The sequence below is a fragment of the Rhizobium cerradonense genome, from assembly GCF_030182455.1.
Classification (GTDB): Bacteria; Pseudomonadota; Alphaproteobacteria; order Rhizobiales; family Rhizobiaceae; genus Rhizobium.
The window spans coordinates 15,397-39,233 of the sequence record NZ_JAQJCK010000015.1 but is presented as its reverse complement, the minus strand read 5'-3'; the positions used below and the strand labels follow the sequence as shown (position 1 = coordinate 39,233).

General features: G+C 58.5%; 27 protein-coding genes. 11 read left to right on the top strand and 16 right to left on the bottom strand.

Translation table 11 applies throughout. The features are described 5' to 3' along the window. Window positions 1-2 precede the first annotated feature (2 nt). From PH547_RS25940 to oiaX, 7 genes are all read right to left on the bottom strand, one after another. Window positions 3-1,067 (bottom strand): ABC transporter permease, encoded by a 1,065-nt coding sequence (locus PH547_RS25940; protein WP_285169785.1) that lies wholly within the window; start codon window positions 1,065-1,067, stop codon window positions 3-5. Further along, window positions 1,064-2,614, bottom strand: a complete 1,551-nt coding sequence (locus tag PH547_RS25935; protein WP_260304214.1) for a sugar ABC transporter ATP-binding protein — start codon at window positions 2,612-2,614, stop codon at window positions 1,064-1,066. Before PH547_RS25935 ends, PH547_RS25940 begins: the two co-directional genes overlap by 4 nt. Next, window positions 2,611-3,255 (bottom strand): DUF2291 family protein, encoded by a 645-nt coding sequence (locus tag PH547_RS25930; protein WP_285169780.1) that lies wholly within the window; start codon window positions 3,253-3,255, stop codon window positions 2,611-2,613. Before PH547_RS25930 ends, PH547_RS25935 begins: the two co-directional genes overlap by 4 nt. A 77-nt stretch (window positions 3,256-3,332) precedes the next feature. Continuing rightward, window positions 3,333-4,274 (bottom strand): D-ribose ABC transporter substrate-binding protein, encoded by a 942-nt coding sequence (locus PH547_RS25925; protein ID WP_283051774.1) that lies wholly within the window; start codon window positions 4,272-4,274, stop codon window positions 3,333-3,335. A gap of 78 nt (window positions 4,275-4,352) precedes the next feature. Continuing rightward, complete coding sequence (locus tag PH547_RS25920) at window positions 4,353-5,180, bottom strand: phosphogluconate dehydrogenase C-terminal domain-containing protein (protein WP_104827938.1); 828 nt, start codon at window positions 5,178-5,180, stop codon at window positions 4,353-4,355. 94 nt (window positions 5,181-5,274) lie between these two features. Next, a complete protein-coding gene (locus PH547_RS25915) occupies window positions 5,275-6,609 on the bottom strand; it encodes a four-carbon acid sugar kinase family protein (RefSeq protein WP_285169777.1) in 1,335 nt (444 codons plus the stop codon). Window positions 6,610-6,614: 5 nt separating this feature from the next. Next, window positions 6,615-7,874, bottom strand: a complete 1,260-nt coding sequence (oiaX, locus tag PH547_RS25910; protein ID WP_285169776.1) for a 3-oxo-isoapionate-4-phosphate decarboxylase OiaX — start codon at window positions 7,872-7,874, stop codon at window positions 6,615-6,617. 183 nt (window positions 7,875-8,057) lie between these two features. Between oiaX and PH547_RS25905 the strand changes: the two genes are divergently transcribed. Next, window positions 8,058-8,762 carry a transcriptional regulator NanR gene (locus tag PH547_RS25905; RefSeq protein ID WP_260304208.1) on the top strand — a complete coding sequence of 235 codons (705 nt, stop codon included), beginning with the start codon at window positions 8,058-8,060 and terminating at the stop codon, window positions 8,760-8,762. Here PH547_RS25905 and PH547_RS25900 read toward each other — a convergent pair. Then, on the bottom strand, window positions 8,750-9,151 hold the full coding sequence (locus PH547_RS25900) for a response regulator (protein WP_260304207.1): 402 nt from the start codon (window positions 9,149-9,151) through the stop codon (window positions 8,750-8,752). The two genes, PH547_RS25905 and PH547_RS25900, sit on opposite strands and share 13 nt — an antisense overlap. 231 nt (window positions 9,152-9,382) lie before the next feature. Here PH547_RS25900 and PH547_RS25895 point away from each other — a divergent pair, with 231 nt between their 5' ends. Then, on the top strand, window positions 9,383-9,661 hold the full coding sequence (locus PH547_RS25895; protein WP_311319446.1) for a DUF982 domain-containing protein: 279 nt from the start codon (window positions 9,383-9,385) through the stop codon (window positions 9,659-9,661). Between the two features lie 112 nt (window positions 9,662-9,773). Then, window positions 9,774-10,424 (top strand): UdgX family uracil-DNA binding protein, encoded by a 651-nt coding sequence (locus PH547_RS25890; RefSeq protein WP_285169775.1) that lies wholly within the window; start codon window positions 9,774-9,776, stop codon window positions 10,422-10,424. Window positions 10,425-10,446: 22 nt separating this feature from the next. Here the strand turns inward: PH547_RS25890 and PH547_RS25885 are convergent, their stop codons facing one another. Beyond that, window positions 10,447-10,941, bottom strand: a complete 495-nt coding sequence (locus tag PH547_RS25885) for a BON domain-containing protein (protein WP_260304205.1) — start codon at window positions 10,939-10,941, stop codon at window positions 10,447-10,449. A 238-nt stretch (window positions 10,942-11,179) separates the two neighbouring features. Between PH547_RS25885 and PH547_RS25880 the strand changes: the two genes are divergently transcribed. After that, a complete protein-coding gene (locus PH547_RS25880) occupies window positions 11,180-11,404 on the top strand; it encodes a DUF982 domain-containing protein (protein WP_158704596.1) in 225 nt (74 codons plus the stop codon). A gap of 446 nt (window positions 11,405-11,850) precedes the next feature. On the opposite strand, the gene PH547_RS25875 is transcribed toward PH547_RS25880, so the two are convergent. Further along, window positions 11,851-12,288 (bottom strand): hypothetical protein, encoded by a 438-nt coding sequence (locus tag PH547_RS25875; RefSeq protein WP_104827235.1) that lies wholly within the window; start codon window positions 12,286-12,288, stop codon window positions 11,851-11,853. A 260-nt stretch (window positions 12,289-12,548) separates the two neighbouring features. Continuing rightward, window positions 12,549-13,499 carry a GlxA family transcriptional regulator gene (locus tag PH547_RS25870; protein WP_285169774.1) on the bottom strand — a complete coding sequence of 317 codons (951 nt, stop codon included), beginning with the start codon at window positions 13,497-13,499 and terminating at the stop codon, window positions 12,549-12,551. Between the two features lie 86 nt (window positions 13,500-13,585). Between PH547_RS25870 and PH547_RS25865 the strand changes: the two genes are divergently transcribed. Next, window positions 13,586-14,275: a DJ-1/PfpI family protein gene (locus tag PH547_RS25865; RefSeq protein WP_285169773.1), complete on the top strand. Its 690-nt coding sequence runs from the start codon at window positions 13,586-13,588 to the stop codon at window positions 14,273-14,275. 198 nt (window positions 14,276-14,473) lie between these two features. Here the strand turns inward: PH547_RS25865 and PH547_RS25860 are convergent, their stop codons facing one another. Next, window positions 14,474-14,680 (bottom strand): hypothetical protein, encoded by a 207-nt coding sequence (locus PH547_RS25860; RefSeq protein ID WP_285169772.1) that lies wholly within the window; start codon window positions 14,678-14,680, stop codon window positions 14,474-14,476. Window positions 14,681-15,051: 371 nt separating this feature from the next. Between PH547_RS25860 and PH547_RS25855 the strand changes: the two genes are divergently transcribed. Beyond that, complete coding sequence (locus PH547_RS25855; protein WP_285169845.1) at window positions 15,052-16,026, top strand: alpha/beta hydrolase; 975 nt, start codon at window positions 15,052-15,054, stop codon at window positions 16,024-16,026. 169 nt (window positions 16,027-16,195) lie between these two features. On the opposite strand, the gene PH547_RS25850 is transcribed toward PH547_RS25855, so the two are convergent. Continuing rightward, window positions 16,196-16,480 carry an Sf3a2-prov protein gene (locus PH547_RS25850; RefSeq protein ID WP_260304200.1) on the bottom strand — a complete coding sequence of 95 codons (285 nt, stop codon included), beginning with the start codon at window positions 16,478-16,480 and terminating at the stop codon, window positions 16,196-16,198. A gap of 153 nt (window positions 16,481-16,633) precedes the next feature. Beyond that, the gene (locus PH547_RS25845) at window positions 16,634-16,807 is read right to left on the bottom strand and encodes a hypothetical protein (RefSeq protein ID WP_199773627.1); all 174 of its coding nucleotides are present in this window, start codon (window positions 16,805-16,807) and stop codon (window positions 16,634-16,636) included. Window positions 16,808-17,010: 203 nt separating this feature from the next. Here PH547_RS25845 and ku (PH547_RS25840) point away from each other — a divergent pair, with 203 nt between their 5' ends. Further along, window positions 17,011-17,850, top strand: a complete 840-nt coding sequence (gene ku, locus PH547_RS25840) for a non-homologous end joining protein Ku (protein ID WP_283051754.1) — start codon at window positions 17,011-17,013, stop codon at window positions 17,848-17,850. Window positions 17,851-17,853: 3 nt separating this feature from the next. Continuing rightward, complete coding sequence (gene ligD, locus PH547_RS25835) at window positions 17,854-20,394, top strand: DNA ligase D (protein ID WP_285169770.1); 2,541 nt, start codon at window positions 17,854-17,856, stop codon at window positions 20,392-20,394. Here the strand turns inward: ligD and PH547_RS25830 are convergent. Then, window positions 20,391-21,437, bottom strand: coding sequence for a LysR family transcriptional regulator (locus PH547_RS25830; protein WP_285169769.1), 1,047 nt, complete (start codon window positions 21,435-21,437; stop codon window positions 20,391-20,393). The genes ligD and PH547_RS25830 overlap by 4 nt on opposite strands. Here PH547_RS25830 and PH547_RS25825 point away from each other — a divergent pair. From PH547_RS25825 to PH547_RS25815, 3 genes are read left to right on the top strand one after another with little or no spacing between them, the layout of a single operon-like run. Next, on the top strand, window positions 21,436-21,762 hold the full coding sequence (locus PH547_RS25825) for a DoxX family protein (protein ID WP_285169844.1): 327 nt from the start codon (window positions 21,436-21,438) through the stop codon (window positions 21,760-21,762). The genes PH547_RS25830 and PH547_RS25825 overlap by 2 nt on opposite strands. Before the next feature lie 21 nt (window positions 21,763-21,783). Continuing rightward, window positions 21,784-22,281, top strand: coding sequence for a DsrE family protein (locus PH547_RS25820; RefSeq protein ID WP_285169768.1), 498 nt, complete (start codon window positions 21,784-21,786; stop codon window positions 22,279-22,281). 46 nt (window positions 22,282-22,327) lie between these two features. Further along, complete coding sequence (locus PH547_RS25815) at window positions 22,328-22,882, top strand: TlpA disulfide reductase family protein (RefSeq protein WP_285169767.1); 555 nt, start codon at window positions 22,328-22,330, stop codon at window positions 22,880-22,882. 106 nt (window positions 22,883-22,988) lie between these two features. On the opposite strand, the gene ku (PH547_RS25810) is transcribed toward PH547_RS25815, so the two are convergent. After that, window positions 22,989-23,792, bottom strand: a complete 804-nt coding sequence (gene ku, locus PH547_RS25810; RefSeq protein ID WP_260304192.1) for a non-homologous end joining protein Ku — start codon at window positions 23,790-23,792, stop codon at window positions 22,989-22,991. Between the last annotated feature and the right edge of the window lie 45 nt (window positions 23,793-23,837).

Below are 23,837 nucleotides of genomic sequence, written 5' to 3'. Positions count from 1 at the left end.
TCTCAACCTGCCTTTGCCATTTGCATGAGTGTCACGCGCTGCTGGAGACGGCGCTGCGCCTGATCGACAACAACGGCGATGATGATGACCAGCCCTTTGATGACCATCTGCCAGAAGGATGAAACGCCCATCATCACCAATCCGTCGGAGAGGATGCCGATGACGAAAGCGCCGATGATCGTGCCGCCGATCGTGCCACGTCCGCCGGACATGGAGGTGCCGCCAAGGACGGCCGCGGCGATGGCGTTGAGTTCGAAGCTTTCGCCGGTCGCCGGATGCGCGGCCATCAGTTCCGACGAAATGACGATGCCGACGATGGCAGCGCACAGTCCGGAAAACATGTAGACAAAGATCTTCACCAGATCGACGCGAATGCCCGACATGCGCGCCGCGCGCTCGTTGCCGCCGACCGCGAAGATATGCCGGCCGATGGGCGTCGAGCGGGCGACGTAGGCAGCAAGCAGCGCAAGAATGACGAGGATCCAGATGGAAACGGGGAGGCCAAGCAGCCGACCAGCGCCGAAGATGTCGAAGCCGGTCGTGTCGAATTCCGGCCTGCCGACCAGGTTCGGAAAGGTCTGGCCATCCGAAGACAGCAATGCCATGCCGCGCGCGATATAGAGCGTGCCCAACGTCGCGATGAAGGGCGCGACGTTGAGCTTGGTGATGAGCAATCCGTTGATCAGCCCGATCACGATACCGACGGCAAGGGTGATCAGCACGATCTCATAAAGATTGAAGTAAACCGTATATCCGATCGGTAATTCGACGCCGTTGAGGATAAGCGCGCCGGTGACCATTCCGCACAGGCCGACGATCGAGCCGACCGAGAGGTCGATGCCGCCGGTAATGATGACGAAGGTCATGCCCATCGCCAGGAAGGCATTGAGCGCAACGTGCTTCGACATCAGGATCATGTTGGCCGTCGAAGTGAAGTTCGGCGCGAAGACGGCGAAGAAGATGATCACGGCAAAGAGCGCGATGAAGGTCCTGAGTTTCATCAGCGTCAGGAGTACAGAACCGTTCGACCGCTTGGCCGCAAAAGAAGAAGATATGTCCGCGGTCATGACGCGAGTTTCCTTGTATGTCCGTGTCCCTTGGCCGATGCTGCGACGATCGCCTCTTCCGTCGCCTCGCTTCTGTCGAAGACGGCAACCAACTGGCCGTTGCTCAAGACAGCGATGCGGTCGGAAAGCGCCATGACCTCTTCAAGGTCGGAGGTTGAAAACAGGATTGCGAGACCCTTGCCGGCGAGCTTGCGCATGGTGCGGAAGACGTCTGCCTTGGCGCCGACATCGATGCCGCGGCTCGGCTCGTCCATCAGAAGGACCTTGGGATCGGTCATCAGTGCCTTGCCGATGACGACCTTCTGCTGATTGCCGCCGGACATCGACGTCACCTCGAAATCGGGGTTGGGTGCCTTGATCGAGAGATCGCGGATCATGTCGCGAATAGCCCTCTTCTCGGCATTGGCATTGATATGGAAGAGGCGAGCGAAGCGGCCAAGACTCGCAAGCGTCAGGTTGCTGGCGATCGAGAGCACCTGCACCAGCCCCTCGCGCTGCCGATCCTCCGGGATCAGCGCCAAGCCTTTCCGGATCCGCCGGGTGGTATCGCGTTCTCGGACCTCGACGCCGTTGATGAAAATCCTGCCGGTCGAATGCATGTGCCGGCCCATGACGCATTCGAAAAACTCGCTGCGGCCGGCGCCCATCAAGCCATAGATGCCGAGAATCTCGCCGGCGCGAACGGAGAGCGAGACGTGATCTACGGCAAGGCCCCCGGTCGGTCGCGGCAGGCTGATGTCCTCGGCGCGGAAGGCTTCCTTGCCGATCGCATGGCCGCTGTCCTTGGCGAAGTCCTTGGCATCCGATCCGATCATCGATCGGACGATCCATTTCGTGTCGATATCGCGGACCATCGCCTGGCCGGTGATCTGCCCGTCGCGCAGCACGGTGATGTAATCGCCGATCCGCATCAGCTCTTCCAGCCGGTGGGAGATATAGACGATTGCTACGCCCTGCGCCTTCAGTTCGGCGATCACCTTGAAAAGGATGTCGACTTCCGCCGCCGAAAGCGCCGAGGTCGGCTCGTCCATGATCAGAATGCGGGCATTCAGCGAAATGGCCTTGGCGATTTCGACAAGCTGTTGCTGCCCGATCGGCAGATCCTCGACCATAGTCTCGGCATTGATGCCCGCATCCAGCTTCGTCAGAAATTCATTGGCCTTTGCGACCTGCGCCTTGTGATCGATGCCGAAAAGGCCGCGCGTGATTTCGCGTGTCGCAAAAATATTTTCGGCGACAGTCATGTTGGCGAAGAGATTAAGCTCTTGGAAAATCATGCCGATGCCGCGTGCCTGCGCGTCGGCTGGACTGTCGAAATGAACGGCTTCGCCCTCCAGGAGAATGCGGCCGGCGGTTGGACGTTCGACGCCAGCGATGATCTTCATCAGCGTCGATTTGCCGGCCCCATTTTCTCCCACCAGCACATTGACCGCGCCGCGCCGCAGTTCGAGGTTAGCGCGCTTGACCGCGACGATACCGGAATAAACCTTGGACACGTCCTCGAGACGAAGGATGATGTCTTCCTCTGTCGTATCGCTCATGGTCATTGTTCCAACGTCAGCGCCGAAGGGGTAATCAGCGGCAATTGGCCGGATGCGGGCAGCGGAAAGGCGCCAGTCACATTGACCGTCTTGCCGGTCAGGCCATCTCGGGGCAAAGCAGCGAGAAAGGACGTGTTCACCTTCTCATTGAACGCTTTGCCGAATTGCGCCCATTCGATCTGGTTCTTGAATTCGTTGAAGTCTACGAAATCCAACGCGTCGCGCAGCGCCGTGCCGCGGATTGCAGGGCCGATCTGAACCTTCGCATCCGCCTTGCCGTCGCCATCGACATCGACGTCGAGCGTTGCGGCACGGGACGCCGTATCGGCGGCGACGATCTTGCCCTTGAGCTTTACGGCATAGGTCCAGGGCGACGTGCTCTGCTTGCGTGGATTGCCGTATTTTGCGCCGGCTTCATCCGGGTTCGATGCCGCGGCCTGCATCACGGTTTTGAGATCGCCGGAACGCTTTTCAAGGTCGGGTACCGCCTGCGATTGCCAGATCGCGTCGACCTTGGCCGTAGGATCGAAGGCGCTCTTTGCCGCGTTCGCCGCCTTCTCTTCGGCGGTCGGCGTCTTGATGATCTTACAGCCGGGCAGTGCTGCGGCCAGTATGATGACCACAACAGCGCCTCTGATCCTCAGCATGCAATGCACCTCAATCTCAAAGAAAAAAGCCTGGAGAGCGCGGCTCTGCCACGCCCTCCGCAATGCTCGGTCCGCCATCAATTCTTCAGCGCGAAGGTCTCAAGCTTGTCGGCATTCCCGCCATTGATGAGAACGCAATCCATGAGCTGCTTTTCTTCCTTCGGGGTCGTCTTGTTCTTGATGTACGCATCGGCCTGCTCAACCGCCATCTGGGCCTGTGCGTAGGCGGGCTGCAGTACGGTCGCCTTGATGCCGCCGGCCTTGATCGAGTCGCGCACATCGTTGGAGCCGTCGAAGCCGACGACGATCACATCCTTGCGGCCAGCGGCCTGAAGCGCTGCGATCGCGCCCATCGCCATGGTGTCGTTGCCCGAGATCACGCCCTTGATGTCCGGGTTCGCCTGCAGGATGGTTTCCATCTTCGCATAGGCTTCGGTCTGGCTCCAGTTCGCCGATTGCTTGGCGACCAGTTTCAAATCCGGATAGTCGTCGATGACGTCATGATAGCCCTGCGAGCGGATGCCGGCATTGGTGTCGGATTCCTTGCCGACGAGCTCGACATAATTGCCCTTCTCGCCCATGAGCTTGACGAATTCCTGCGCGCCGAGCTGGGCACCCTGATAGTTGTTGGAAACGATCTGGGCGAGGGCAACGCCGGTCGCATTGATTTCGCGGTCGATGAGGAAGGAGGGGATCCCGGCATCCTTGGCCTTCTTGACGGCCGCAACCGTCGCATCGGCGCCGGCATTGTCGAGAATGATGGCCTTGGCGCCGCGGCCGATCGCCGTATCGATGACTTCCGACTGCTTGTTGGCATCGTCGTCGTGCGTCATGACGAGCGTCTCATAGCCCAAATCCTTCGCCTTGGCTTGGGCGCCCACGGCTTCGGCCTTGAAGAACGGATTGTCATGCGCGGGCGTGATGATGGCGATCAGATCTGCCGAAAAGGCAGGCATTGCGGTGCCAAGCGCAAGAGCGCCGGCAAAGGCGGCAGCAGTGAGTTTGCGTGTCAGTTTCATGGTGTCCTCCCGATTATGAAACAGCCCTGTTCCCAGCAGGGCGAAAGAAGGGAGGGCCAAACCCTCCCGGGATTTCGGTCAGGTAATGCGGCGGATGCTTTCTGCGATTTCCTGGGGCTCGAAGACATTCTTCCAGTCGTCGCGCATCAGCGCAGGGATGCCGAATTCGATCGCCTTGTTGCAGGCATCCGAAAACACACCCTCGACCTGGTTGAAGATCACGGCGCCGAGGACGTTCATGTGGCCGAGCAGGAAATCGCGAGCGGCCTGTTCCGGCACGCCGCGCGCGACGCACTCGTCCATGGCTTGCCGCATCACAACGAGCAGCGATGCGCAGACTGTTTCCGAAAGCCCAGGCTCAAGCATCGCCATCTGCTCGACGGTGACTCGGTGCGAGCGCATGACCGGCGCCCAGATGATCTTGGCGATCTCCTCCCCGAGTGCGTAGGCAGCTTCCGGCCCCTGCATCAGCGCGGAAACGATATGCTGCTTGGCGAAGAGGCCGCCGAAGTGGTCGTTCTTCGCTTGCATATCGGTTTCGTCGTTGAAGATCGGCGGATGGCAGGGATGGGTGACGAAATAGGTGAGGTCATCGCGCTTCGGCAGGTGGCCCGCAAAAGGTGCCGCGGCGTCTAGGGCGACCACTATCGTTCCCGGCTTCAGCTTGTCGACGATCCCTGCGGCAACCTTGCCGATGGCGGTGTCCGGAACGGCCAGAATGACGACTTCGGCGCCATCAAGGGCCTCGTCCACGGGCACGCACGACAGATCGAGATCGTTCTTCAGGCGGGCCTTGCCGACATCGCTCACCTCGACATGGCGGACATCGAAGCGCGAGCCTTTGAGATTTTTGGCGAGCCGGTACCCCATTTTCCCGCCGGCGCCGAAAAGAGCAATTGCAGTCATGTTTTCTACCTCGTCCATTTCAAATTGTGGTATCGCAAGTGGTATAATGAGTCAATGATCACGCCATTATCCGAAGTGCGTAAGAGTCGTTTTTCTAAGCGCGCCTTCCGTCGCGGATCTGTGAGAAATATCCGTCGGTTCCGACTTGTCCGCCTTTCAGCGCGATCTGCAGTCCATTGGTTGGTGCGTAGCTGCCGTGAGCCACGCAGAGCGGCGATCCCGGCGTCTGGGGCAAGGGGAGCAGCGTTGTCAGCGCTTCCACGCGCAATTCCCTGAGCGCATGACTCGACGTGTCGCCGCCGGCGATGACCACACGGCCGAGCTTTTCACTTTCGACGATACGGCGCAGGATGGTGCCAAGGCCCTGTCCGAGCCGGTGCCGGGCACCCGGAAAACGGTCGATCGCGCTGCCGCGATCGACCGAGGGGCCAAGCGCCGTGTGCAGGATGACGCTGCGGCCCGTCTGCAGGCTGGTAATGCCGGCATTGACGGCATCTTCGATCGCCCGGTCAGCACTTTCGCCGATGAGTGCCAGGGGATCGACGTCGATGCCGTCGAAACCATCCGTCATCGCCGTGCGTATCTGCCGTTCTGTCGTTGGCGAGACACTGCCGGAAACCACTGCGAGGCGTTCGACCTTTCCCGGCGGGGCGAAAGCGGGGCGTTCGCCAATCAGACCTTCGTGGCGCCAAGCATTGAGAAGTGCGTATTCGACACCGGAGGACCCGGCGACGAAAGGCCCGTCCTTTGCCGCGCGCCGCCAAAGCTGCGTTCCCGTAGCCGCCTGCGTTTCGGCGCTGTCGACGTCGATCAGCATGATTCCTGCCGTCTGGCCCGCGCGTTCGTCGACTTGTTGGTTCGCATCCGGAGCCGCCAGGGTCACGAGATCAACGAGGCTGACGGGAAGCGAGGTCTGCTTGCCGAGATGCAGCGTCAGATCGGCTTCGTCCATCGGCGTGACCGGATGCCGGCTCATCACCGGATGACGATCGATGCGGTAGACCTTGCCCTGATAGGCCGCGAAAAGGTGGCCGAAGGCCGTGTAGCGCTTGAGCTGCGGCGCACCCACAACGACCGGCACCGAGGATTGCGCAAAAACCTCCCTGCCGATCTCGATCGCCTTGCCGATATTGCCGATGCGCGGACTGGAATCGAAAGTGGAGCAGACCTTGTAATGGCATATCGCCGCGCCGCGCCCTTTCAGCCACTCGAATGTCGGAACAAGGTGCTCTTCCATCCATTCCGGCGTTTCGCTGCGGCTTGTGCCGGCAATGCCGATGGCACGGCATTGCTTAAAACGCTCAAGCAGTGCCGCATCGGGGATGCCGAGAAAAAGCACGGTCGGAACGCCGTTCGAGGCCAGGGCTTCCATCACATCGGTGGAGCCGGTGAAGTCGTCGCCGTAGTAGCTGATGAGAAGATTGCCCATCGTCGTCACGCGCCCTTGCCGTCGCTGAATTTCGCGATCGAGGCGGCGAGTTCGGGATGATCCTTGGCATAGTCTTCGAGCGGGATGTCGGTGACCGCGGCCTGCCACGCCTGTTGGATCGCTCGGACGCCGGCGGCCGGTCCGAAGGGGTGGCTGACGATGCCGCCGCCGCAGAGATAGAGCAAATCCGTAGTCCGGCCGGTCCGCTGGTAGGTTTCCGGCGCTTGACCACCCCATTGACCCGAACCGGCAACGGGCAGCGGACAATCGGACGGATCGAATAGCGGCGTGCTGATGGCCTTGAAGGACTCGACGAAGCTTTCGTCCGGTTCCCAATATTTGACGCGGATACCGTTGATCTGGAATTGATCGACGCCGAGCAAGCGCCAGAACTGTTGATAGACCTTGAAATCCATGCCGGCGCCGGGATGGCGGGTCAGCACATCCCAGCCGTTGCGGTGGGCGTGCAGCACCAGTCCCGAGCGCTTGCGAACGAAGCTCATGCCGCCAAAACCGATGGAATTGATGTTGACGACGGCACAATTGCCGCCGGCTTTCAAAACGAGGTCGTGGTTGCGCATCATCTCGTCGGGATCGGCGTGGGAAATGCCGAAGGCATACATCACCTTCTTCCCGGTCTTCTGTTCGTGATCCAGAATCAGCGGCATGATCGCCTCGACACGCTCCTTGAGAGGCGAGTAGGCGGGGCTCATCAGCTTTTCGTCGTCCTTGATGAAATCGACACCGGAGCTGATGAGGTCGCCGACCAATTCCGCGGTCTCAGTGGGGCGAAGGCCGAGCGCCGGCTTGACGATCGTGCCGACGATGGGACGTCCCTCGACCCCCGTCAGGCGCTTGCTGCCGGCAACACCGAATTGCGGACCGGGATGCGCGCCGCGAAAGGCCTCCGGCAGCTTCATGTCGACGATGCGAATGCCCGTCATCCCTTTGATCGAATAGACGCCGCCAATAGCAATCGTCATCAGGGCTGAAAGATCGGTGCCGACGGCATCAAGCGGAAAGGCGATATCGACATCGGCGCGATGAAGGGGACCATGGCCGGCCGCAACTTCGGGCCATGTCGGCCGATCCGCATCTTCGAGCCGCCGGATGCTGAGGACCCGTGCCGCCACCCGCGATTTCAGCTCTTCCGTTTCGCCGGGAACCGGCACGAACGTACCCGTCGACTGATCGCTGGCGATCTTGTCGGCCATCGCTTCGATGTGGCCGGGCGTCTCGATGCGATAGGTGATGGTAATGCTCATCAGCAGCCGTTGCTCCTCTCGCCGACGATTTTGTCGTGGCGTCAACTCGTGATCTGGTATAATGAGTATTCCAATTTGTGCAACGAATTTTTTTGTTCAGGAGGCCCTAAGTCGCGCCGAAGGGCTTTCTCGGCGCTATTTGACATTGCATAAGGGAGAAAAGCCTTGAGCCAGCGAGATGCCATGAGCCAGCCAATCGAACAGATTGTACGTCGGAAGCTCTCTGACGAAGTCTTCGACCGATTAGAGCGGTTGATCACGTCGGGAGAACTCAAACCCGGCGATGAGATGCCGTCAGAGCGTGTTCTCATGGAGCGCTTCGGCGTCGGGCGCCCGGCGATCCGCGAGGCGATGCAATCGCTCGCCAATATGGGATTGGTCAGCATCTCGCATGGCGAGCGGGCGAAGGTGCTTCAACTGACCGCGAAATCGATTTTCCGGCAGGTTGATCTAACGGCGAAGATCATGTTGTCCCAATCTTCGGACTCTCTCGAGCATCTGAAGAGCGCGCGCATATTCTTCGAGCGCGGCATGGCCCGGGAGGCCGCGCCGCGGGCAACGGAAAAAGATATTGCCGATCTCAGAGATATTATCGAGCGTCAGCGGGCATCTCTGGGGCATGCCGAAGAATTCATCTCGGCCGACATGCAGTTTCATACCCGGATTGCCCAGATTTCCGGAAACCCGATCTTTGTCGCCGTCAGCGAGGCGATGCTGGCATGGCTGAAAACCTACCATACCGAGATGCTCATCTGGACCGGCAAGGAAAAATTCACGCTTGTCGAACATGAAGAGATATTGGAGCGGCTTGCCGTCCATGATGCCGACGGTACGGAAGCTGCGGTCCTGAAGCATTTGGAGAGGTCGAGGGCCCTCTATACCAAATAGAGTTTGCGTTTCTGCCTGCCGAACAGCGCCTTGGCGATGTGTTCGATCTCAACGGCTTTTTCACAGAGGATGAAGCCCGTAAATCGGGTGCGAACGATGGGCGGGTGATGGCCTATCGCAAATATATAGGGAAGCTTCAGCCTCTGAAGCGTTTCCACGATCGGAAATACAAATCCGGCGTCAAGATGAAGATCAAGGATCACTGCATCCGCCTTCTTGCCTTCGATCAGTTCGAGAGCGTCCTCCGCCTTGCCGACGGGACCGATTAGGAAAATGCCAAGTTCGCGCAATTTCCCGCGCGCCTTTTCCGAGAGGAAATATTCGTCCTCGACGATCAAGAGCCGCTTGCCCGAAAACATCTGGCTATATGTCACCGCCGAGTCGCTCATCTTTCGATCCAGAAACTGTCCCGCAGACCCACGAACATTCAAAGGCAACGGTTGTTCCCGAGCCGGCAAGAGGATGTCAATGATGCTGAGGAACGCAATCCTGCTGCTTGCGAGCATTCAGGGATATTCCAACCCTACGCATGCAATGTCATATCTCTTCAAATAGCGCTCCATCCTGCGGGAACAATCATCTTGACGCCTTGTTTGGTGGGAAAATGACAGGGGGAGCAGATGAACGAGATCATCGACGTCAAATTCAAAATGCTCTGGAACGCACCGGTTTGCGTCGCAGTAGGTGGCCGCTTCGCCTCGTGCGTGAACGGACCGGAAGACGCAATCCATTTCCTTTCCGTCAGATGGCCGTCCGAAAGAGGCTCATATTATGTGAAGGCAAAGGAAAAGTGCCTCGCGGCCATTTCACATCGCGCCACCTTGGAGGCTGCGCGCGAAGCTTTTGTCATGGCCTGTCTCGAAGCACGTCTGATACGGGACGAGCGATCGGCATCGTGAAAACTACCGTTTGCATCCGATCGGCGATTCCCCGTTCGCCGAAACAACAGGGAACAAAGAGAGCGACGATCGGTTGACGAGGGTGTGACTTTCAAATTGCAGCGCGCCTCCCATGCTCGAAAAACACTCCTTGCCCGATAGCGGCCCTTCTCTCCAGCGCGATCATGCTGATGCGGCAACGCTCGGCGAACTCCTGCACGACGCCGAATCCTGCACGCGTTGCGACCTCTATCGCAATGCCACGCATCTCGTCTTCGGAGAAGGCCCCGAAACCGCCGAGGTTGTGCTGGTCGGCGAACAACCCGGCGACAAGGAAGATCTGGCGGGCAGGCCGTTTGTCGGGCCGGCGGGCCGCTTGCTGGATCTATGTCTTGAAGAGGCGGGGGTCGACCGCGACCGCTGTTACGTCACCAATGCGGTCAAGCATTTCAAGTATCAAATGCGCGGCAAGAAGCGGCTGCATTCCAGGCCCAATGCCGGCGAGGTGCAGCGCTGCGCCTGGTGGCTCGGCGCCGAACTTGAACTATTGAAACCGAAACTCGTCGTGGCGCTCGGTGCCACGGCCGTATCTTCGCTGCTCGGATCGAAGGTGCGGGTGATGCGCGACCGCGGCAGCATCCTCCGCCCGCCCGGGCAGCTCGATATTCTCGTCACCATTCACCCATCGGCTCTTTTGAGGATCGGGGAGGCGGACGAAAAGGAGCGAAGCCGGTTGGCCTTCATCCAGGATCTGAAGAAGATCCGAAGCTTCCTGCGGCATTGACCGACATCCATCGCCAAATTCGCTATTCGTCGTTCGGAATATGCGCATCGACGCCGATCGTCCGAAGGTTATTTCGAACTTCCGCGACGCCGGGAATAGATAGAACGATCGCTGTGAGATGACGAGCCAGCGGAATCGTCTCGACGTTACCCTCCAGTGTCACAATGCCGTCGGTGGCGTGCACGTCGATGCTGTTGACGTCGACACCCCTCTGTTCGAGCTGTTCGGTTATGACCGCTTCAAGTTCGTCGCTGTCGATACGATCGCTCGGAAGAGGTCCGACGGTTTGATCCTCGCCTCGTTCGAGGCCGGTCGAATCGGCTGAATCTATGATGAAATCGCCATCCCGTTCCTCGTCGAAATTGGCCGAGGTATCGCCATATCCCCGGTTCTCGGGACTTTCAGAGGCACTTCCACCCCCGTCCGAGTACGGCCAGCCGTCACGAAGATTGCGATCTTCATAATCGCGATAGTCTTCCTCGCGCGAGAGCGTTTTTGGCTTTCGAGGCTCAGTCATGTCGACCTCCTTTCCTATGAAAGGACAAACAAGACAGAGCTGATTTTGTTTCATTGATCCCCCTGCTTAACCCGAACGTTCGCGACGAGAGGACGGCGTTCAGCTTTTGGACCGCGTTTTGGGCATGCAGGCATGACTATTTTTTTATTGTTTCGCTCCGTCTGGAACCAAGGTGGAGAGTGTCCGTTTCACGGGCGGAGGAAGCAGCTAAATGTCCAAATATTTGTGGAATCGTTCGGTGACGGTCGTCACCCAGGAGAGCGGCCACTACCTGACGATCAACAACACCGAACAGGCCCTTAAATTTCTTCTTCGCGAATGGCCGCCGGGCAAATCCGATCGCATTCATGCCACGGCCAAGAAAACCTTGATCAGCACCTATCACAGTCAAGGGTCGGTAGATGAAGCGCGCGATGCCTTTTTGGCGGCCGCCGTTTCGGCGGGCATAGCGATAAAGGATTGATGCGAAAGCAGATACAAGAATCGGAACCGGATGTTCCGGGCAACTTTCATGCAAAGCCACTTGAAATCGGAAACGTCCAACCGTATTTAGGCTTCACTTCCCGTGTTGATGGTCTGCTGCTCGACGTTTGTCGTCGCTGTGTTCCAGGCTGTCCGGGTTGGAAAGGGCGCTCCCCGAAAGGGTTGAGCGCCCTTTCTCGTTATGCTTGGATTCGGGCCGGAGGCCGGCTTCTTCGCAACAACAATGCGGGCTTCTTATTCTCTCGCAGTAGATTGCTGCCCCGATGATCGCCCGCCAAGCGTCAGGCAAGGCGATCCTTGAGGATCTGTGACCTCAGGGATTGCCAAGCCAACGCTCGACCGCCGGTGTCTTGCTTTCGCGATGCAGCCAAGTTGGACACATCGCCACGTCCGTCAGCCGGAGCCGGTATTGCCGAAAGTACTAGACTATATCGACAACGCCTTGCGCAAACGGGCAAACAGGCTCGGAGGCCTCCCGGCGAGCAACGGACGAATGGAACGTGCGACTACGGCAGAACTGACCGTCTCGCCGAAATGGCAGTAGCAGACAATTCCGTGCAGCTCATGATCCGTGAGTTCGAAGAAGCGCTTGGCTTCTCCGTAGCTGTCGTTTTCCAAACCAGCGGCGCGAAGAACCGGATCCGCAAATGCGACGGAGATTGGGGAGCTATCCGTCCGCATTGCCGCCCTGGTTTCACTAGGCTGAAATTCGGTTTCGCGCAAAGTGGAAAGAAACTGTCGGGGACTCCGCTCGAGAAGATCTATCCAACGTTCGAGCCGTTGGGTTCGCGACATCTCTCGATTAAGGAAGTCCTGATCGACTTTTGCAATTTTCTGCAAATCATCGCGTGCATGCTGCTTCATCTCGGCCTCCTATTTGGCGATAGTTGGTCCCCTACGATGTAACTCCAGCCCGGATTGATGGTGATCCCAAAGAGACGAGATGTCCAGTCAACTTGGGGTGCCGGACGATCTGCGGAACGAGAAAAATTGTCCGTCCCTCCTTCAATCGCGTGTGGGCAAGATCGAAAGTTTGCATCTCGGCGCTGATGCCTGTCTTTCCGGCAGAGGCATCCTGCCAACCGAGGAGGGCGGCAATGTTCCGATCCCTGCCGACGGCCGCTTTATCCGAAATGATCGCGAAAGGCCTGCGGCGTGGTTCCGAAGGCTCTGAGGAAGCTCCGCCGCATTGTCTCTTCCGAACCGAAACCGCAGCGTATACGCGCCTGACGAACGGACAAGCCCTGCTCCAGGAGGCGCCGCACAGCCTCAACGCGGATATCCTCGACAGCCCTGGCCGGCGTGCGCCCCGTTGCCTGGCGATAATGCCGGGAAAAGCTGCGTGCGCTCATGTTCGCTTGCTCGGCAAGCGCCGGCAACGAAAGATCGGCGCGCAAATTGTCGATGATCCATCCGTGCAGCCGGTCGAAACGATCGCCGCTCTCCTGCAGCGAGAGCATCGTGCTGAACTGTGCCTGGCCGCCCGGCCGCTTCAGGAAGACGACGAGTTCGCGCGCGACGGCGAGCGCCAATTTGCGGCCGAGATCAGCCTCGACCAGCGCAAGTGCCAGATCGATGCCAGCGGTGACCCCTGCCGACGTCCATATATTGCCGTCCTGAATAAAGATCGGGTCGGGTTCCAACCGCACATTCGGGAAGCGTTTTGAAAACTCCCTGCATCTGTTCCAATGCGTCACGGCGCGCCGCCCATCCAAAAGTCCCGCTTCGGCGAGCAGAAAGGCGCCGCTGCAGACCGAAGCGATCCGCCGCGCGCTAGCTGACCGCCGGCGGATCCAGTTGACAAGGGCCGTTTCCTCGCACGCTTTATTGACGCCGACACCACCCGCGACCATCAGGGTATCGATCGGTTCATCGTCCTGGGGCAGCAATGCCGTTGCAAGTGTCAGCCCCGAAGTCGTCCCGGTCTGCCCGTTCATGGCCACCGCGATCGCGTTATAGGGCCTCGGCTGACCGGCAGCGAGGGCCTCCTCGTTGGCGCTCGTAAACACCTGCAATGGCCCAGTCACATCGAGCAGTTGGGCATCTTCGAAAGCGAGAATTTCAATGTGGCGCATGGTTGGCTCAAAATGAGGGGAGTTTGGCAAATACGCCAGATGGTGATCGCGTAAGCTTGCCAGAGTCAACCACTGGAGATGCAAATATGACCATTCGCTTCGGACTGCTCGTTTTCCCCGGCATTCAGCAACTTGACCTGACAGGGCCCTACGAGATCTTTGCCTCGACGGAGGGCGCGGAGGTCCATCTGATCTGGAAGGACACTTCGCCGATCATCTCTGCTACGAAACTGGTGCTTCAGCCGACGACAACCTTCGATGACTGCCCTCAACTCGACGTCCTCTGCGTGCCTGGCGGTGGCGGCATCAATGCACTGCTTGAGGATGAGGCCGTGTTGTCCTTTATCCGCGCACAGGCGGAGCAGGCACGTTTCATCACCTCAGTCTGCACCGGCTCCCTGGTGCTAGGCGCCGCCGGTCTACTCAAGGGCAGGAAGGCGACGACGCACTGGAATGCCCAGGATTTTCTGGCGAACTTCGGCGCTATTCCAACCGCCGGCCGCATCGTCCGGGACGGCAATCTCATCACGGCCGGCGGCGTGACGGCCGGCATCGATTTCGGGCTGGCGGTCGTTGCGGCCCTTATTGGTCAGGAAGAAGCGGAAATGGTTCAGCTCTCGCTGGAATACGCGCCTGCCCCGCCGTTCCATTCGGGCACGCCGGAAGAGGCGACAGCCGATGTGTTCGCGAAGACGAAGCGACGCCTTGCCGGCACGCGGGCTGCACGAGAGGCGATCATCACCCGATTGATGGCGTCTCAGAGCGAACCGGTTTAGGCGGACATCGCGGAAACCAACCGAGAACATCTCGGCCTCCACGCCGGCGGTTGCTTCCTGTCGATGAGACAGTCGGAACCGCTGGCGATGTCACCGAAGTGCAATCGATTGCAGATAATGAAGTGGCGATTTACCACTGCATTTATCGAGGTTGCGATGAGTAATCGGGCAAATAAGATACTTCCCCACCATCGGTTTTCACATTCGCTTGGCGCGCCTCTGGCTCGGGTTCAGGGTGTTATAGCGCATGTGTTCGAGGCTCCAGAGAACCACCACGGCGCAAACCACCAGCATTTCACGGTGAAGATCGAAACCGTCCTGAAATTTGACGGCGGCGACGATGATATTACCGGACAGACAGTATTCGTCGCCGTGCGTTTCGGCGACAATGAAGGGCTCGATCACGAGATTCCCGACTTGAAGGCAGGGGAAAGAGCTGCAGGGCGAGTACATTTCCATTGCGTCAGCCTACCCCACCGAAGACAACAGCAATCCGGTATTGCCGGTCCTCCACTTCACGCACCATCCTGTAGGTTACGTGCTGTATGAAGGGGTCCACTATAGCTGAGCTTCGAGTTTCAGAATTCCGCCAAGCCAGGAGCGTCAGGCCGGCTCTCCTGCCGTGTGTACCACGCTTGACTCAGGCATCAATTCTGCGACCGTGGGAATATGATACTGCGTCTAGCGTTCGCGGCAGAAAGGCTAATCGTATGAACGGATTTTGGTTTTTTCGCTTCATGCGCCTTTTTGTGACGACGTCGATCGCCGCAGTCGCCATGGCCTTTTCGCCGGAGCTGCCGACGTCAACGGCTTATGCGCTTGACGCCGCTTCACAGACGAAAGCCTCGGACAATCAGATCCAGAAACTCATCGGGATCTTGGGGCAAACCTATGCCCCGCAGGACCTTCGCCAGCGGCGGGCCGCTTTCGAAAGGCTTATGGCGTCGACGCCGGATCCGACGCGCGTCCAGATCCGTCATGTCGATGCCAACGGGGTCGACGCCGATCTGATATGGCCCGCACGACTGCACCATCCAATTGGTCGGCGCGCGATTCTCTATCTCCACGGAGGAGGGTTCTACAGCGGCTCGCTCAGAACGCACCGGAATATAGCGGGCTCTCTTGCAAAGGCTGCGTCAGCCGATGTGCTCTTGGTCGATTATCGCCTGCTGCCAGAGAATAAGTACCCGGCCCAGATCGATGACACTCTGGCGGCCTATCGTTGGCTTCTTGCCTCAGGATATAAGGCCGAGAACGTGGTGATTGCCGGGGAGTCGGTGGGCGGAACACTGGCCATCGAGGCCACTCTCAACCAGCTTCGGATCAAGGCATCCTTGCCGGCGGCCGTAGTCGCGATGAGCCCGGTGACCGATTTCGCTGCAACGGGTGACTCCATGACCACAAATGCTCAGAATGATCCATTCATGGGCAAGGGCGAGCTGGAGATCATCCGCAACGCCTACATCGGCGACAAATCTCCGGTCTCTCCCGAGCGGTCCCCGCTCTATGCCGATATGACCGGCTTTCCGCCCTTACTCCTGCAGGTTGGTTCGCGCGAAACGCTGCTCGATGACACGCGCCGGCTGGAAGACAAGGCGCGCGGGGCCGGGGTCGACGTTACTACGGAGGTTTGGCCGGGCATGATCCATCAGTGGCAAATCTTCCCGTTCTGGATAGAGGATGCGCGCAAATCGAATAAAAAAGTCGCCGAGTTTGCCGTCTCTCATTTTGCCGACAGGCCTGACGAATAGGTAATCGATGGCTGAGAGGCGACGGTTCTACAGGCATTGAAAATACCGAGCACGAACTCGATCAAATCGCCCTGATATCAAGGTGTTTCCCAGCTATCATTTAGGTGCGCAGGCTCGCGACAGGCCAATGTAGTCTGCCGCGTCCGTGAAAATGGTTATAGGTGTGATTTCAATGCGGCGGCTTGTCGTCGCTCCTTATCTTCTGCCCGTCCAGATAGCCGTGCTCATATGCTTTGGCGCGACTGCTTTCCTCTGGATAGGGATTTTTCTCCGCCTCAGTCTCCCTTTTGCCGGCTTCAACGCCGCGCGCATAGGCGGCTTCATCATCGTCCTCGCCGCCAACACCATTTCCCGCACTATCTATCTTGGGCGGCTCTACCGAAGGTGGCTGGATGGGATTGGGAAGCCCCGCGTCCGGAGTTGGGACGGGTGACGTCGGATCATATTTTGCCATGGCATTGTCCTCCTGTAAGAAAACGCCATCGCCCCGCCGCGGTTCCCCGCGCGATCCCAATTCTGCTTCGTCATATCGCCGCTTGTTCGATCGAAAGACAACTTACGCCGCGGATGTTCGTCATCTGCGAAAAGCCAGGTCTCATTCGCCGCATTATCGATCCAACTTGAAGGAAAGCTGCACGCCGCGCGGCAAGGGTGGCAGCGGCCGGCTGATATCGACGCGGCGCTTCCAGGCGGCGCGCCGTTCCTGTTCACGTTCCCGCAGCGCTTTCGAGACTGCGACAAACGTCATGGCGCGTTCTATGACTTGCTCTGTTTTCGTCATGGATACCTCCATTCGTTCACTTTATGTTCTCATAATGGAGGGCAATAGTCAAGCCGACGATAAAGTCTCGCGCAAATGGAAGCCGGCTTGTTGATTGAGCTCCCATCTGAAGGAAGGAACCAGCGAACAAAACTGACTGACGTGCCGGAACAAAAACCGCGAGATATCGTTCAAGTCTATTGGTTTCACCGGAGATTTGTCGGATGTCGCCGCGTGCCCAATGGAAGGGTTATTTGCAATTCGGTTTGGTGACTTGTCCCGTGGCGCTTTATACCGCGTCATCGACATCAGAGCGGGTTTCTTTTCACACCATCAATCGTGCGACGGGCAATCGTGTCCGGCGCGAATTCGTGGACAGCAGCAGCGGGAAACCCGTGGGGCGCGAGGATCAGGTCAAAGGCTACGAAGTCGGTAAGGACGACTATGTGATCTTTGAGCCGGACGAAATCGCCGCCGTTGTCCCCGGAAGCGACAAGACCCTTCATCTCCAGGCATTTGTTGAATTCTCCGACATCGACGACGTCTATTTCGACAAGCCCTACTATCTCGCCCCGAGCGATCGCGGCAGCGAAGAAGCCTTTGCGTTGATCCGGGACGGCATGCAGAAGAAGAAGGTCGCAGCCATCGCGCGAACGGTGCTTTTCCGGCGCCTGCGGACTTTGCTGATCCGTCCCTACGACAAGGGGCTGCTCGCGACGACGCTGAACTTCGACTACGAGGTCCGCTCCGCGGACAAGGCTTTCGAGGATGTACCAGACATCAAGATCAAGGGTGAAATGCTTGATCTCGCAAAGCATATCATCACCACGAAAAGCGGCACGTTCGACGCTCAGACATTTGATGATCGCTATGAGGCGGCACTCACCGAGCTGATCAAGGCGAAGCTCGAAGGTCGCAAAATTACTGTCCGCAAAGAGCGCAAGCCGGAAAAGGTTGTCGATCTCATGGAGGCGCTTCGCCAAAGCGCCGGCTTCAAGGGCGAAAAGAAGCAAACACCGAAACGAGCCGCTTCCAATGCTTCCCGGCAGCGAAAGGCAGGTTGATCCATGGCGCTTGAGACCTATCGCGAAAAGCGGGATTTCTCGAAAACATCCGAGCCGAGGGGACGCACGCGCAAGACAGCCGCGCAGAACAGCTTCGTCATCCAGAAACATGCAGCGCGCCGGCTGCACTATGATTTTCGCCTGGAGCTTGACGGTGTTTTGAAGAGCTGGGCGGTCGCAAAGGGTCCGAGCCTGGTTCCGAGCGAAAAACGCCTGGCAGTCCAGGTAGAAGATCACCCGCTCGACTATGGTGATTTCGAGGGCACTATTCCCAAGGGCGAATATGGCGGCGGCTCGGTGATCGTCTGGGATCGCGGTACCTGGGAGCCGGACGGCGATCCGCACAAGGGCTTCAACAAGGGCCACATCGAACTCGAACTGCATGGCGAGAAGCTCCACGGGCGCTGGCATTTGGTCCGCATGGCAAGGCGCGCCCGTGAGAAGAAAGACAATTGGCTGCTCATCAAAGGCGACGATGAGGCGGCCCGCCCTGAGGGCGCGGATGACATTCTCGAAGAGCGGCCGGAATCCGTGAAGACCGGTCGACTGATCGAGGAGCTCGAAGGCGAAAAACCCGGATGGTCTTCGAAGACGGGCAGGATCGAGCAACGGTCGAGCACGGCCAAGCAACCTCAACGGGCCGCGGTGAAAACTTCGGCAGATCCTTCATCCGTGAAAAAGGCTGGGAAATCGGCTTTGCCTGATTTCGTGCCGCCGACCTTGGCGACGCTGACGAAGACGCCACCGAGCGGGAAGCAATGGCTGCACGAGATCAAGTTCGATGGCTATCGCCTGCAGGTCCGCATCGAGGACGGGCGCGTCAAGTTGCTGACGCGCAGCGGTCTCGACTGGTCGGAAAAGTTCGGGAAACCGCTTCTTACCGAACTCGCCCGTCTTCCCGTCAAGACGCTGCTTATGGATGGCGAATTGGTGGTCGAGACCGGTTCCGGCGCATCGGATTTTTCAGCCCTGCAGGCCGATCTGAGCGACGGCAGGAACGATCGTTTCGTCCTTTATGTCTTCGATCTCCTTTATCTCGACGGATATGATCTGCGCGCCGCCCCGCTGACGGAACGAAAAAAAATGCTGGAGAGGATCGTACCTTCAGGGAATGGCAAACTCCGCTTCAGCAGCGATTTCGACGCCGATGGCGACCTCATGCTGGAGCATGCCTGCCGCCTAAGCCTGGAAGGCATCGTGTCGAAGCGCGCCGATGAACCCTATCGCTCAGGCCGCGGCAAAGGTTGGCTGAAATCGAAATGTTCCTTCCGGCAGGAGTTCGTGATTGCAGGTTATGTCCCGTCATCGACGGCGCGCAAGGCGATCGGCTCCCTCGTGCTCGGCATTTTCGACAAGGGCAGGCTGCAACATGTCGGTCGCGTCGGCACGGGGTTTACCAACAAGGTTGCCGAAGATCTCTATTCTCAACTCGAAGCCATGCGGGCGGATGAAAGCCCGTTCGACAAACGCCTTAGTGCCGACGAAGCGCGCGGCGTCCGTTTCGTTCGTCCGGAACTGGTCGCTGAAATTGAATTCCGCACCTGGACAGCGGATGGCCAGCTCCGGCACGCCGCATTCCGCGGTCTGCGCGAAGACAAGCAGGCGACTGAAATTGTCCGAGAAACCTCCGCCAGTTCGGCTACGGAACCCGAGCTGCCGAAGCGGACGGTCGTTCTCACGCACCCCGATCGTATCTATTGGCCGGACGAGGGCGTTACGAAGGAAGGCCTCGCCGATTATTACACCGATGTCTGGAAATACATGGCGCCATTCGTCGTGCAGCGGCCATTGGCTTTGCTGCGTTGTCCCGATGGCATCAATGGCCAAAGCTTTTTCCAGAAGCATGCGTGGAAAGGCCTGAACAAGAACATCGTTCTTATCCATGATCCGAAGGAAAAGGATGAGGCCCCTTTGGTCAGCATCCATGATCTCGATGGCTTGCTTGGTCTCGTGCAGGCGGGATCGCTGGAACTCCACCCCTGGGGCATTACAATCGCCGATTGGGAACATCCCGACATGATCATCATGGATCTCGATCCCGGCCCCGGCGTGCCTTGGGAGAAGGTGATCGAAGCGGCGGAAGAAACGCGCAACCGCATGAAAGAGGCTGGTCTTTCCGCCTTCATCAAGACATCAGGCGGCAAGGGTCTGCATGTCGTGTCGCCATTGAAACCAACGGCGGACTGGCCGGCCGTTAAAGCCTTCACGAAATCCATTGCCGATCAGATGGCCGCCGACAGCCCCGAGCGCTACGTTTCCACCATCACCAAATCGAAGCGTCAGGGCAAAATTTTGGTCGACTATCTGCGCAATCAGCGCGGTTCGACGGCGGTGGCGCCCTATTCGACGCGAGCGCGGCCGGGTGCCGCGGTCTCGATGCCACTCGCCTGGGATGAACTCAGTCCCGCGATCGGGCCGGTCTATTTCACGGTCAATAATACGCCCAACCGGCTCGCGGCGCTTCGCTCCGACCCTTGGGAAGATTTTCGGGCAGCCGCAGCGCCTTTGGAAAAAGCAAAATCCAGAAAGAGCAGAGCGCGCTAGAGCCGGGCTTTGATGTAATCGCGAAATGCTTTTGCGCGAGCGGTCATCTGCCGTCCGGGTGCGCTGATTGCGTGGAGCGTGAGACCCGACCAACTCCAATCGGGCAGGACGCGAACGAGCCTCCCGGTCGATACCGAATTGACGACGACAATTTCGGGAAGAGGCGCGATTCCAGCCCCGGCCTCCGCGAGTTTTAATACGCAAGCGAAGTCGCTTGCTCGCACGTCGGCGCGCAGAGAGACCCTCTCTTCTCGTGCGCCGTTGGAGAGCGAGAGGTGGGTCACGCCCGGTCGCTCCCGCGGCAGAACAAGCGCATGTCGCTCGAGATCCGCAGGAACCTCGATCGGACCGCTCCCTTGCAGATAGGATGGCGCCGCGAACATGCTGACTCTCATTTCCGCGATGGGAAATGCTTGAAACTGCATATCGGGCATTTGCGCCAAGCCCACTCTGAGCGCGAGATCAATGCGATGTGCGACAGGATCCAGTGTTGCGTCCGTTGCGATAACCTCAATGGCGATCTGCGGATAATCCTGCCGAAACGACGTGATAATCTCCGGCAATACCTCGATCGCAATATCAATAGGCGCGGTTATTCGGATCGTCCCACGCGCGATCGACCGGGACCTCCGGACACTCGCTCCGGCGTCATCGAGCAGCGCCAAGGCAGGCATGGCCTTATCATAGAATTCCAGTCCTTCCGCGGTACAAGAGACGGAGCGGGGAGAGCGTGAAAGCAACCGGACGCCAACCGCCTTCTCAAGCCGCGAAATCCGTCGACTGATGCTGCCTTTGGTCTCGTTCAATTGCCGAGCCGCCGCCGATAGTGTTGCAAAGTCAACAACGGCGCAAAAGGCGCGCACGTCATCGATCGAGCCAGAGAAGGTTTCCATATCAGCAACCATGTGTTCCGAAATGCCGGTCTGACGCGAATTCGTAAACCATGATCTTTTGTTTGCAATATCTCCTTGGAAGGAATTCGTCATGTCTGAATATGCGTTGCCAAGAAAATGGTCGCCGAAGACGGCTGCCTTGATCGGCATGCGCGTCATTCTCGCGGCCCTCTTTGCTGCCGCAGCGCTCGCAAAAATCGCCGGCGTGCCTCAAATGGTTCAGGAGTTTGACACTATCGGTCTCGGCCAATGGTTTCGTTATTTCACCGCAGTTGTTGAATTGGCCGGAGCAGGCCTGACCATCTGGCCACGCCGGTCGGCCCTTGGCGCTATTCTGCTTACGGGCGTTTGCGTTGGGGCATTCTTCACGCAACTCTTGGCGCTGCACGGCGATGTCATACACACGATCATTTTGGGCGCTGTCGCAGGCGGTCTCGCTTTTATGCAGCGCAGCCAGCTCATTCAAACCCGCTGACCGTCGGGTTCGAGTGAACATATGAACAAGCGTAATCCTATCAAGTCCTCGCCATCTACATTGGCGCTGGCGCTTTTTGCTTTGGCAATCGCTGCGATGCTGGGGTGGGCTTCGACGATCGCGCCAGCCTTCGCAATGCAATCAAAGCCCCAGGAACATAAGGTCGTGTTTCAAGTGGACAGCAATGACGTCACGGCCATGAAACATGCCATCAGCGGTTCCATCAACGCAGCCCAATATTATAAATCCAAGCACGAAGGCATTTCGATCGAGATCGTTGCCAACGCTACCGGAATCGAGATGTTTCGAGACGACACGTCGCCACTGAAGGATGCCATAGCGGCCCTGCGCACGATAGTTCCAGGCATCACGCTCAGCATATGCGGTTCTTCGAAGGCGATTGCCGAGCAGAAGGAAGGCCATCCGCTGCCGCTGATCGAAGGGGTCACGGTCGTGCCCTACGGTGTCGGGCGGCTGATCGATCTTGAAGAGCATGGTTGGGCTTATATTCATGCCTAGCGGTCGATCGCGTACCATATACAGCCGGCGGACATTGCTGCACGGAATGGTCGGTGGCGCCGCGCTTTCCTTCCTGTCGCGCTCGGATCCTGCGAAGGCGACCGATGATCCTCCCGTCTTTGAAAACGTGCGGCATCAATTCACGCTGCTGGAGCCTGCAAAAAACCTGCAGCCGGCAAAACTCGCGGATCTTGGTGGAAACCAGCTCGATTTTCGACCGGAGCCGGGGCGGGTAACGCTCATTAATCTCTGGGCTACTTGGTGCGTCGCCTGCCGTACCGATCTGCCGGCACTTGACAAATTTTCACGGCAAATGGGTAGCCAAGCCACCGTCGTTGCCGTTTGCGTCGATCTCTCAGACGGTGCTCGGGTCGCTGAATTTGTTCAAGACCTGGGGATCAAGCATCTTCGTGTCCTGATAGATCCGAGCGCGTCGCTCACACAACCGCGAGCACCCGCTGAAGCGCCGCTGCCGCTATACGGCATGCCGATCACCTATCTTCTAACCCCGAAAGGCCGGATCGCGGGCTTCATTGAAGGGGCGTCCGACTGGCTTTCTCCTGAAGGTCAAGCCCTCATAAATTACTATACTTCGTTTTGAGCTACTATGCAGGGAGATTGCAGCGTTGCCGGACAAGGTGGATGCCATTGCTGGTCTACTCGAAATTCCGGACAGAAAACTGCTATGCGCTTTGCCTGGAATTGCGTTAGCGCTTGGCTTTCGAGGCAGCGGCCACGCTCTTTTTCAATGCATCCAGGATGTTGATGACGTTGCTCGGTTGCGCTTCGGCTTCCGGCTTGGTTTTGGGCGGCCGTTTGCGGCCCTTCTTTTTCGCGGCAATCAGTTCATGCAGCTTGTCCTGCACCGGGTCGCTCGCCATCGATGGCGTCCAAGGCTTCGTCTGCTCGTCGATCAATTGCAGGACAAGCGACATCAAGGACGGATCGGTCTTGTCCGCCTTGATCGTTTCGAAATAGGCGGCTTCGTCGCGAACCTCGTCGCCGTAGCGCAATGTCCATAATACGATGCCTTTGTCCCGAGGCTCGAGCATGACGGCCCGCTCGCGGCGATACATGACAAGGCGGGAAATGCCGACGGTCCCGGTCGCTGCCATGGCATCGCGGATGACACAGAAGGCTTCCTCGCCGACGGGATCGTCCGGGGTCAGATAATGCGGCTGGTCGAGCCAGATCCATTCGATGGAATCGCGCGGAGCGAAGACATCGATATCGATCGTGCGGGTGCTCTCGAGCGCGACGGAATCCAGTTCGTCGTCTTCGATCAGCACATAGTCGCCCTCGCCACGCTCATAGCCTTTGACCTCGTCATCCTCCTTCACGGGCTTGCCGGTGACGGAATCGACATATTGGCTGACGACGCGGTTCCGGGTCTCGCGATTGAGGGTGTGGAATCGGATCTTCTCATTCGCGGAGACGGCCGGCGCCATCGCGACCGGGCAGGTCACGAGCGAAAGTTTGAGATAACCTTTCCAGAACGAACGCGGCGCCATGCATCGATCTCCCGATTCCAAAACGAACGGGAAGCATGGCGCTTT

Bases quoted from the DNA above. Each gene is read 5' to 3' on its own strand.
- PH547_RS25940 (WP_285169785.1), bottom strand. From the start codon at position 1,067: ATGACCGCGGACATATCTTCTTCTTTTGCGGCCAAGCGGTCGAACGGT.
- PH547_RS25935 (WP_260304214.1), bottom strand. From the start codon at position 2,614: ATGACCATGAGCGATACGACAGAGGAAGACATCATCCTTCGTCTCGAG.
- PH547_RS25930 (WP_285169780.1), bottom strand. From the start codon at position 3,255: ATGCTGAGGATCAGAGGCGCTGTTGTGGTCATCATACTGGCCGCAGCA.
- PH547_RS25925 (WP_283051774.1), bottom strand. From the start codon at position 4,274: ATGAAACTGACACGCAAACTCACTGCTGCCGCCTTTGCCGGCGCTCTT.
- PH547_RS25920 (WP_104827938.1), bottom strand. From the start codon at position 5,180: ATGACTGCAATTGCTCTTTTCGGCGCCGGCGGGAAAATGGGGTACCGG.
- PH547_RS25915 (WP_285169777.1), bottom strand. From the start codon at position 6,609: ATGGGCAATCTTCTCATCAGCTACTACGGCGACGACTTCACCGGCTCC.
- oiaX (WP_285169776.1), bottom strand. From the start codon at position 7,874: ATGAGCATTACCATCACCTATCGCATCGAGACGCCCGGCCACATCGAA.
- PH547_RS25905 (WP_260304208.1), top strand. From the start codon at position 8,058: ATGAGCCAGCCAATCGAACAGATTGTACGTCGGAAGCTCTCTGACGAA.
- PH547_RS25900 (WP_260304207.1), bottom strand. From the start codon at position 9,151: ATGAGCGACTCGGCGGTGACATATAGCCAGATGTTTTCGGGCAAGCGG.
- PH547_RS25895 (WP_311319446.1), top strand. From the start codon at position 9,383: ATGAACGAGATCATCGACGTCAAATTCAAAATGCTCTGGAACGCACCG.
- PH547_RS25890 (WP_285169775.1), top strand. From the start codon at position 9,774: ATGCTCGAAAAACACTCCTTGCCCGATAGCGGCCCTTCTCTCCAGCGC.
- PH547_RS25885 (WP_260304205.1), bottom strand. From the start codon at position 10,941: ATGACTGAGCCTCGAAAGCCAAAAACGCTCTCGCGCGAGGAAGACTAT.
- PH547_RS25875 (WP_104827235.1), bottom strand. From the start codon at position 12,288: ATGAAGCAGCATGCACGCGATGATTTGCAGAAAATTGCAAAAGTCGAT.
- PH547_RS25870 (WP_285169774.1), bottom strand. From the start codon at position 13,499: ATGCGCCACATTGAAATTCTCGCTTTCGAAGATGCCCAACTGCTCGAT.
- PH547_RS25865 (WP_285169773.1), top strand. From the start codon at position 13,586: ATGACCATTCGCTTCGGACTGCTCGTTTTCCCCGGCATTCAGCAACTT.
- PH547_RS25855 (WP_285169845.1), top strand. From the start codon at position 15,052: ATGGCCTTTTCGCCGGAGCTGCCGACGTCAACGGCTTATGCGCTTGAC.
- PH547_RS25850 (WP_260304200.1), bottom strand. From the start codon at position 16,480: ATGGCAAAATATGATCCGACGTCACCCGTCCCAACTCCGGACGCGGGG.
- PH547_RS25845 (WP_199773627.1), bottom strand. From the start codon at position 16,807: ATGACGAAAACAGAGCAAGTCATAGAACGCGCCATGACGTTTGTCGCA.
- ku (WP_283051754.1), top strand. From the start codon at position 17,011: ATGTCGCCGCGTGCCCAATGGAAGGGTTATTTGCAATTCGGTTTGGTG.
- ligD (WP_285169770.1), top strand. From the start codon at position 17,854: ATGGCGCTTGAGACCTATCGCGAAAAGCGGGATTTCTCGAAAACATCC.
- PH547_RS25825 (WP_285169844.1), top strand. From the start codon at position 21,436: ATGCGCGTCATTCTCGCGGCCCTCTTTGCTGCCGCAGCGCTCGCAAAA.
- PH547_RS25830 (WP_285169769.1), bottom strand. From the start codon at position 21,437: ATGCCGATCAAGGCAGCCGTCTTCGGCGACCATTTTCTTGGCAACGCA.
- PH547_RS25820 (WP_285169768.1), top strand. From the start codon at position 21,784: ATGAACAAGCGTAATCCTATCAAGTCCTCGCCATCTACATTGGCGCTG.
- PH547_RS25815 (WP_285169767.1), top strand. From the start codon at position 22,328: ATGGTCGGTGGCGCCGCGCTTTCCTTCCTGTCGCGCTCGGATCCTGCG.
- ku (WP_260304192.1), bottom strand. From the start codon at position 23,792: ATGGCGCCGCGTTCGTTCTGGAAAGGTTATCTCAAACTTTCGCTCGTG.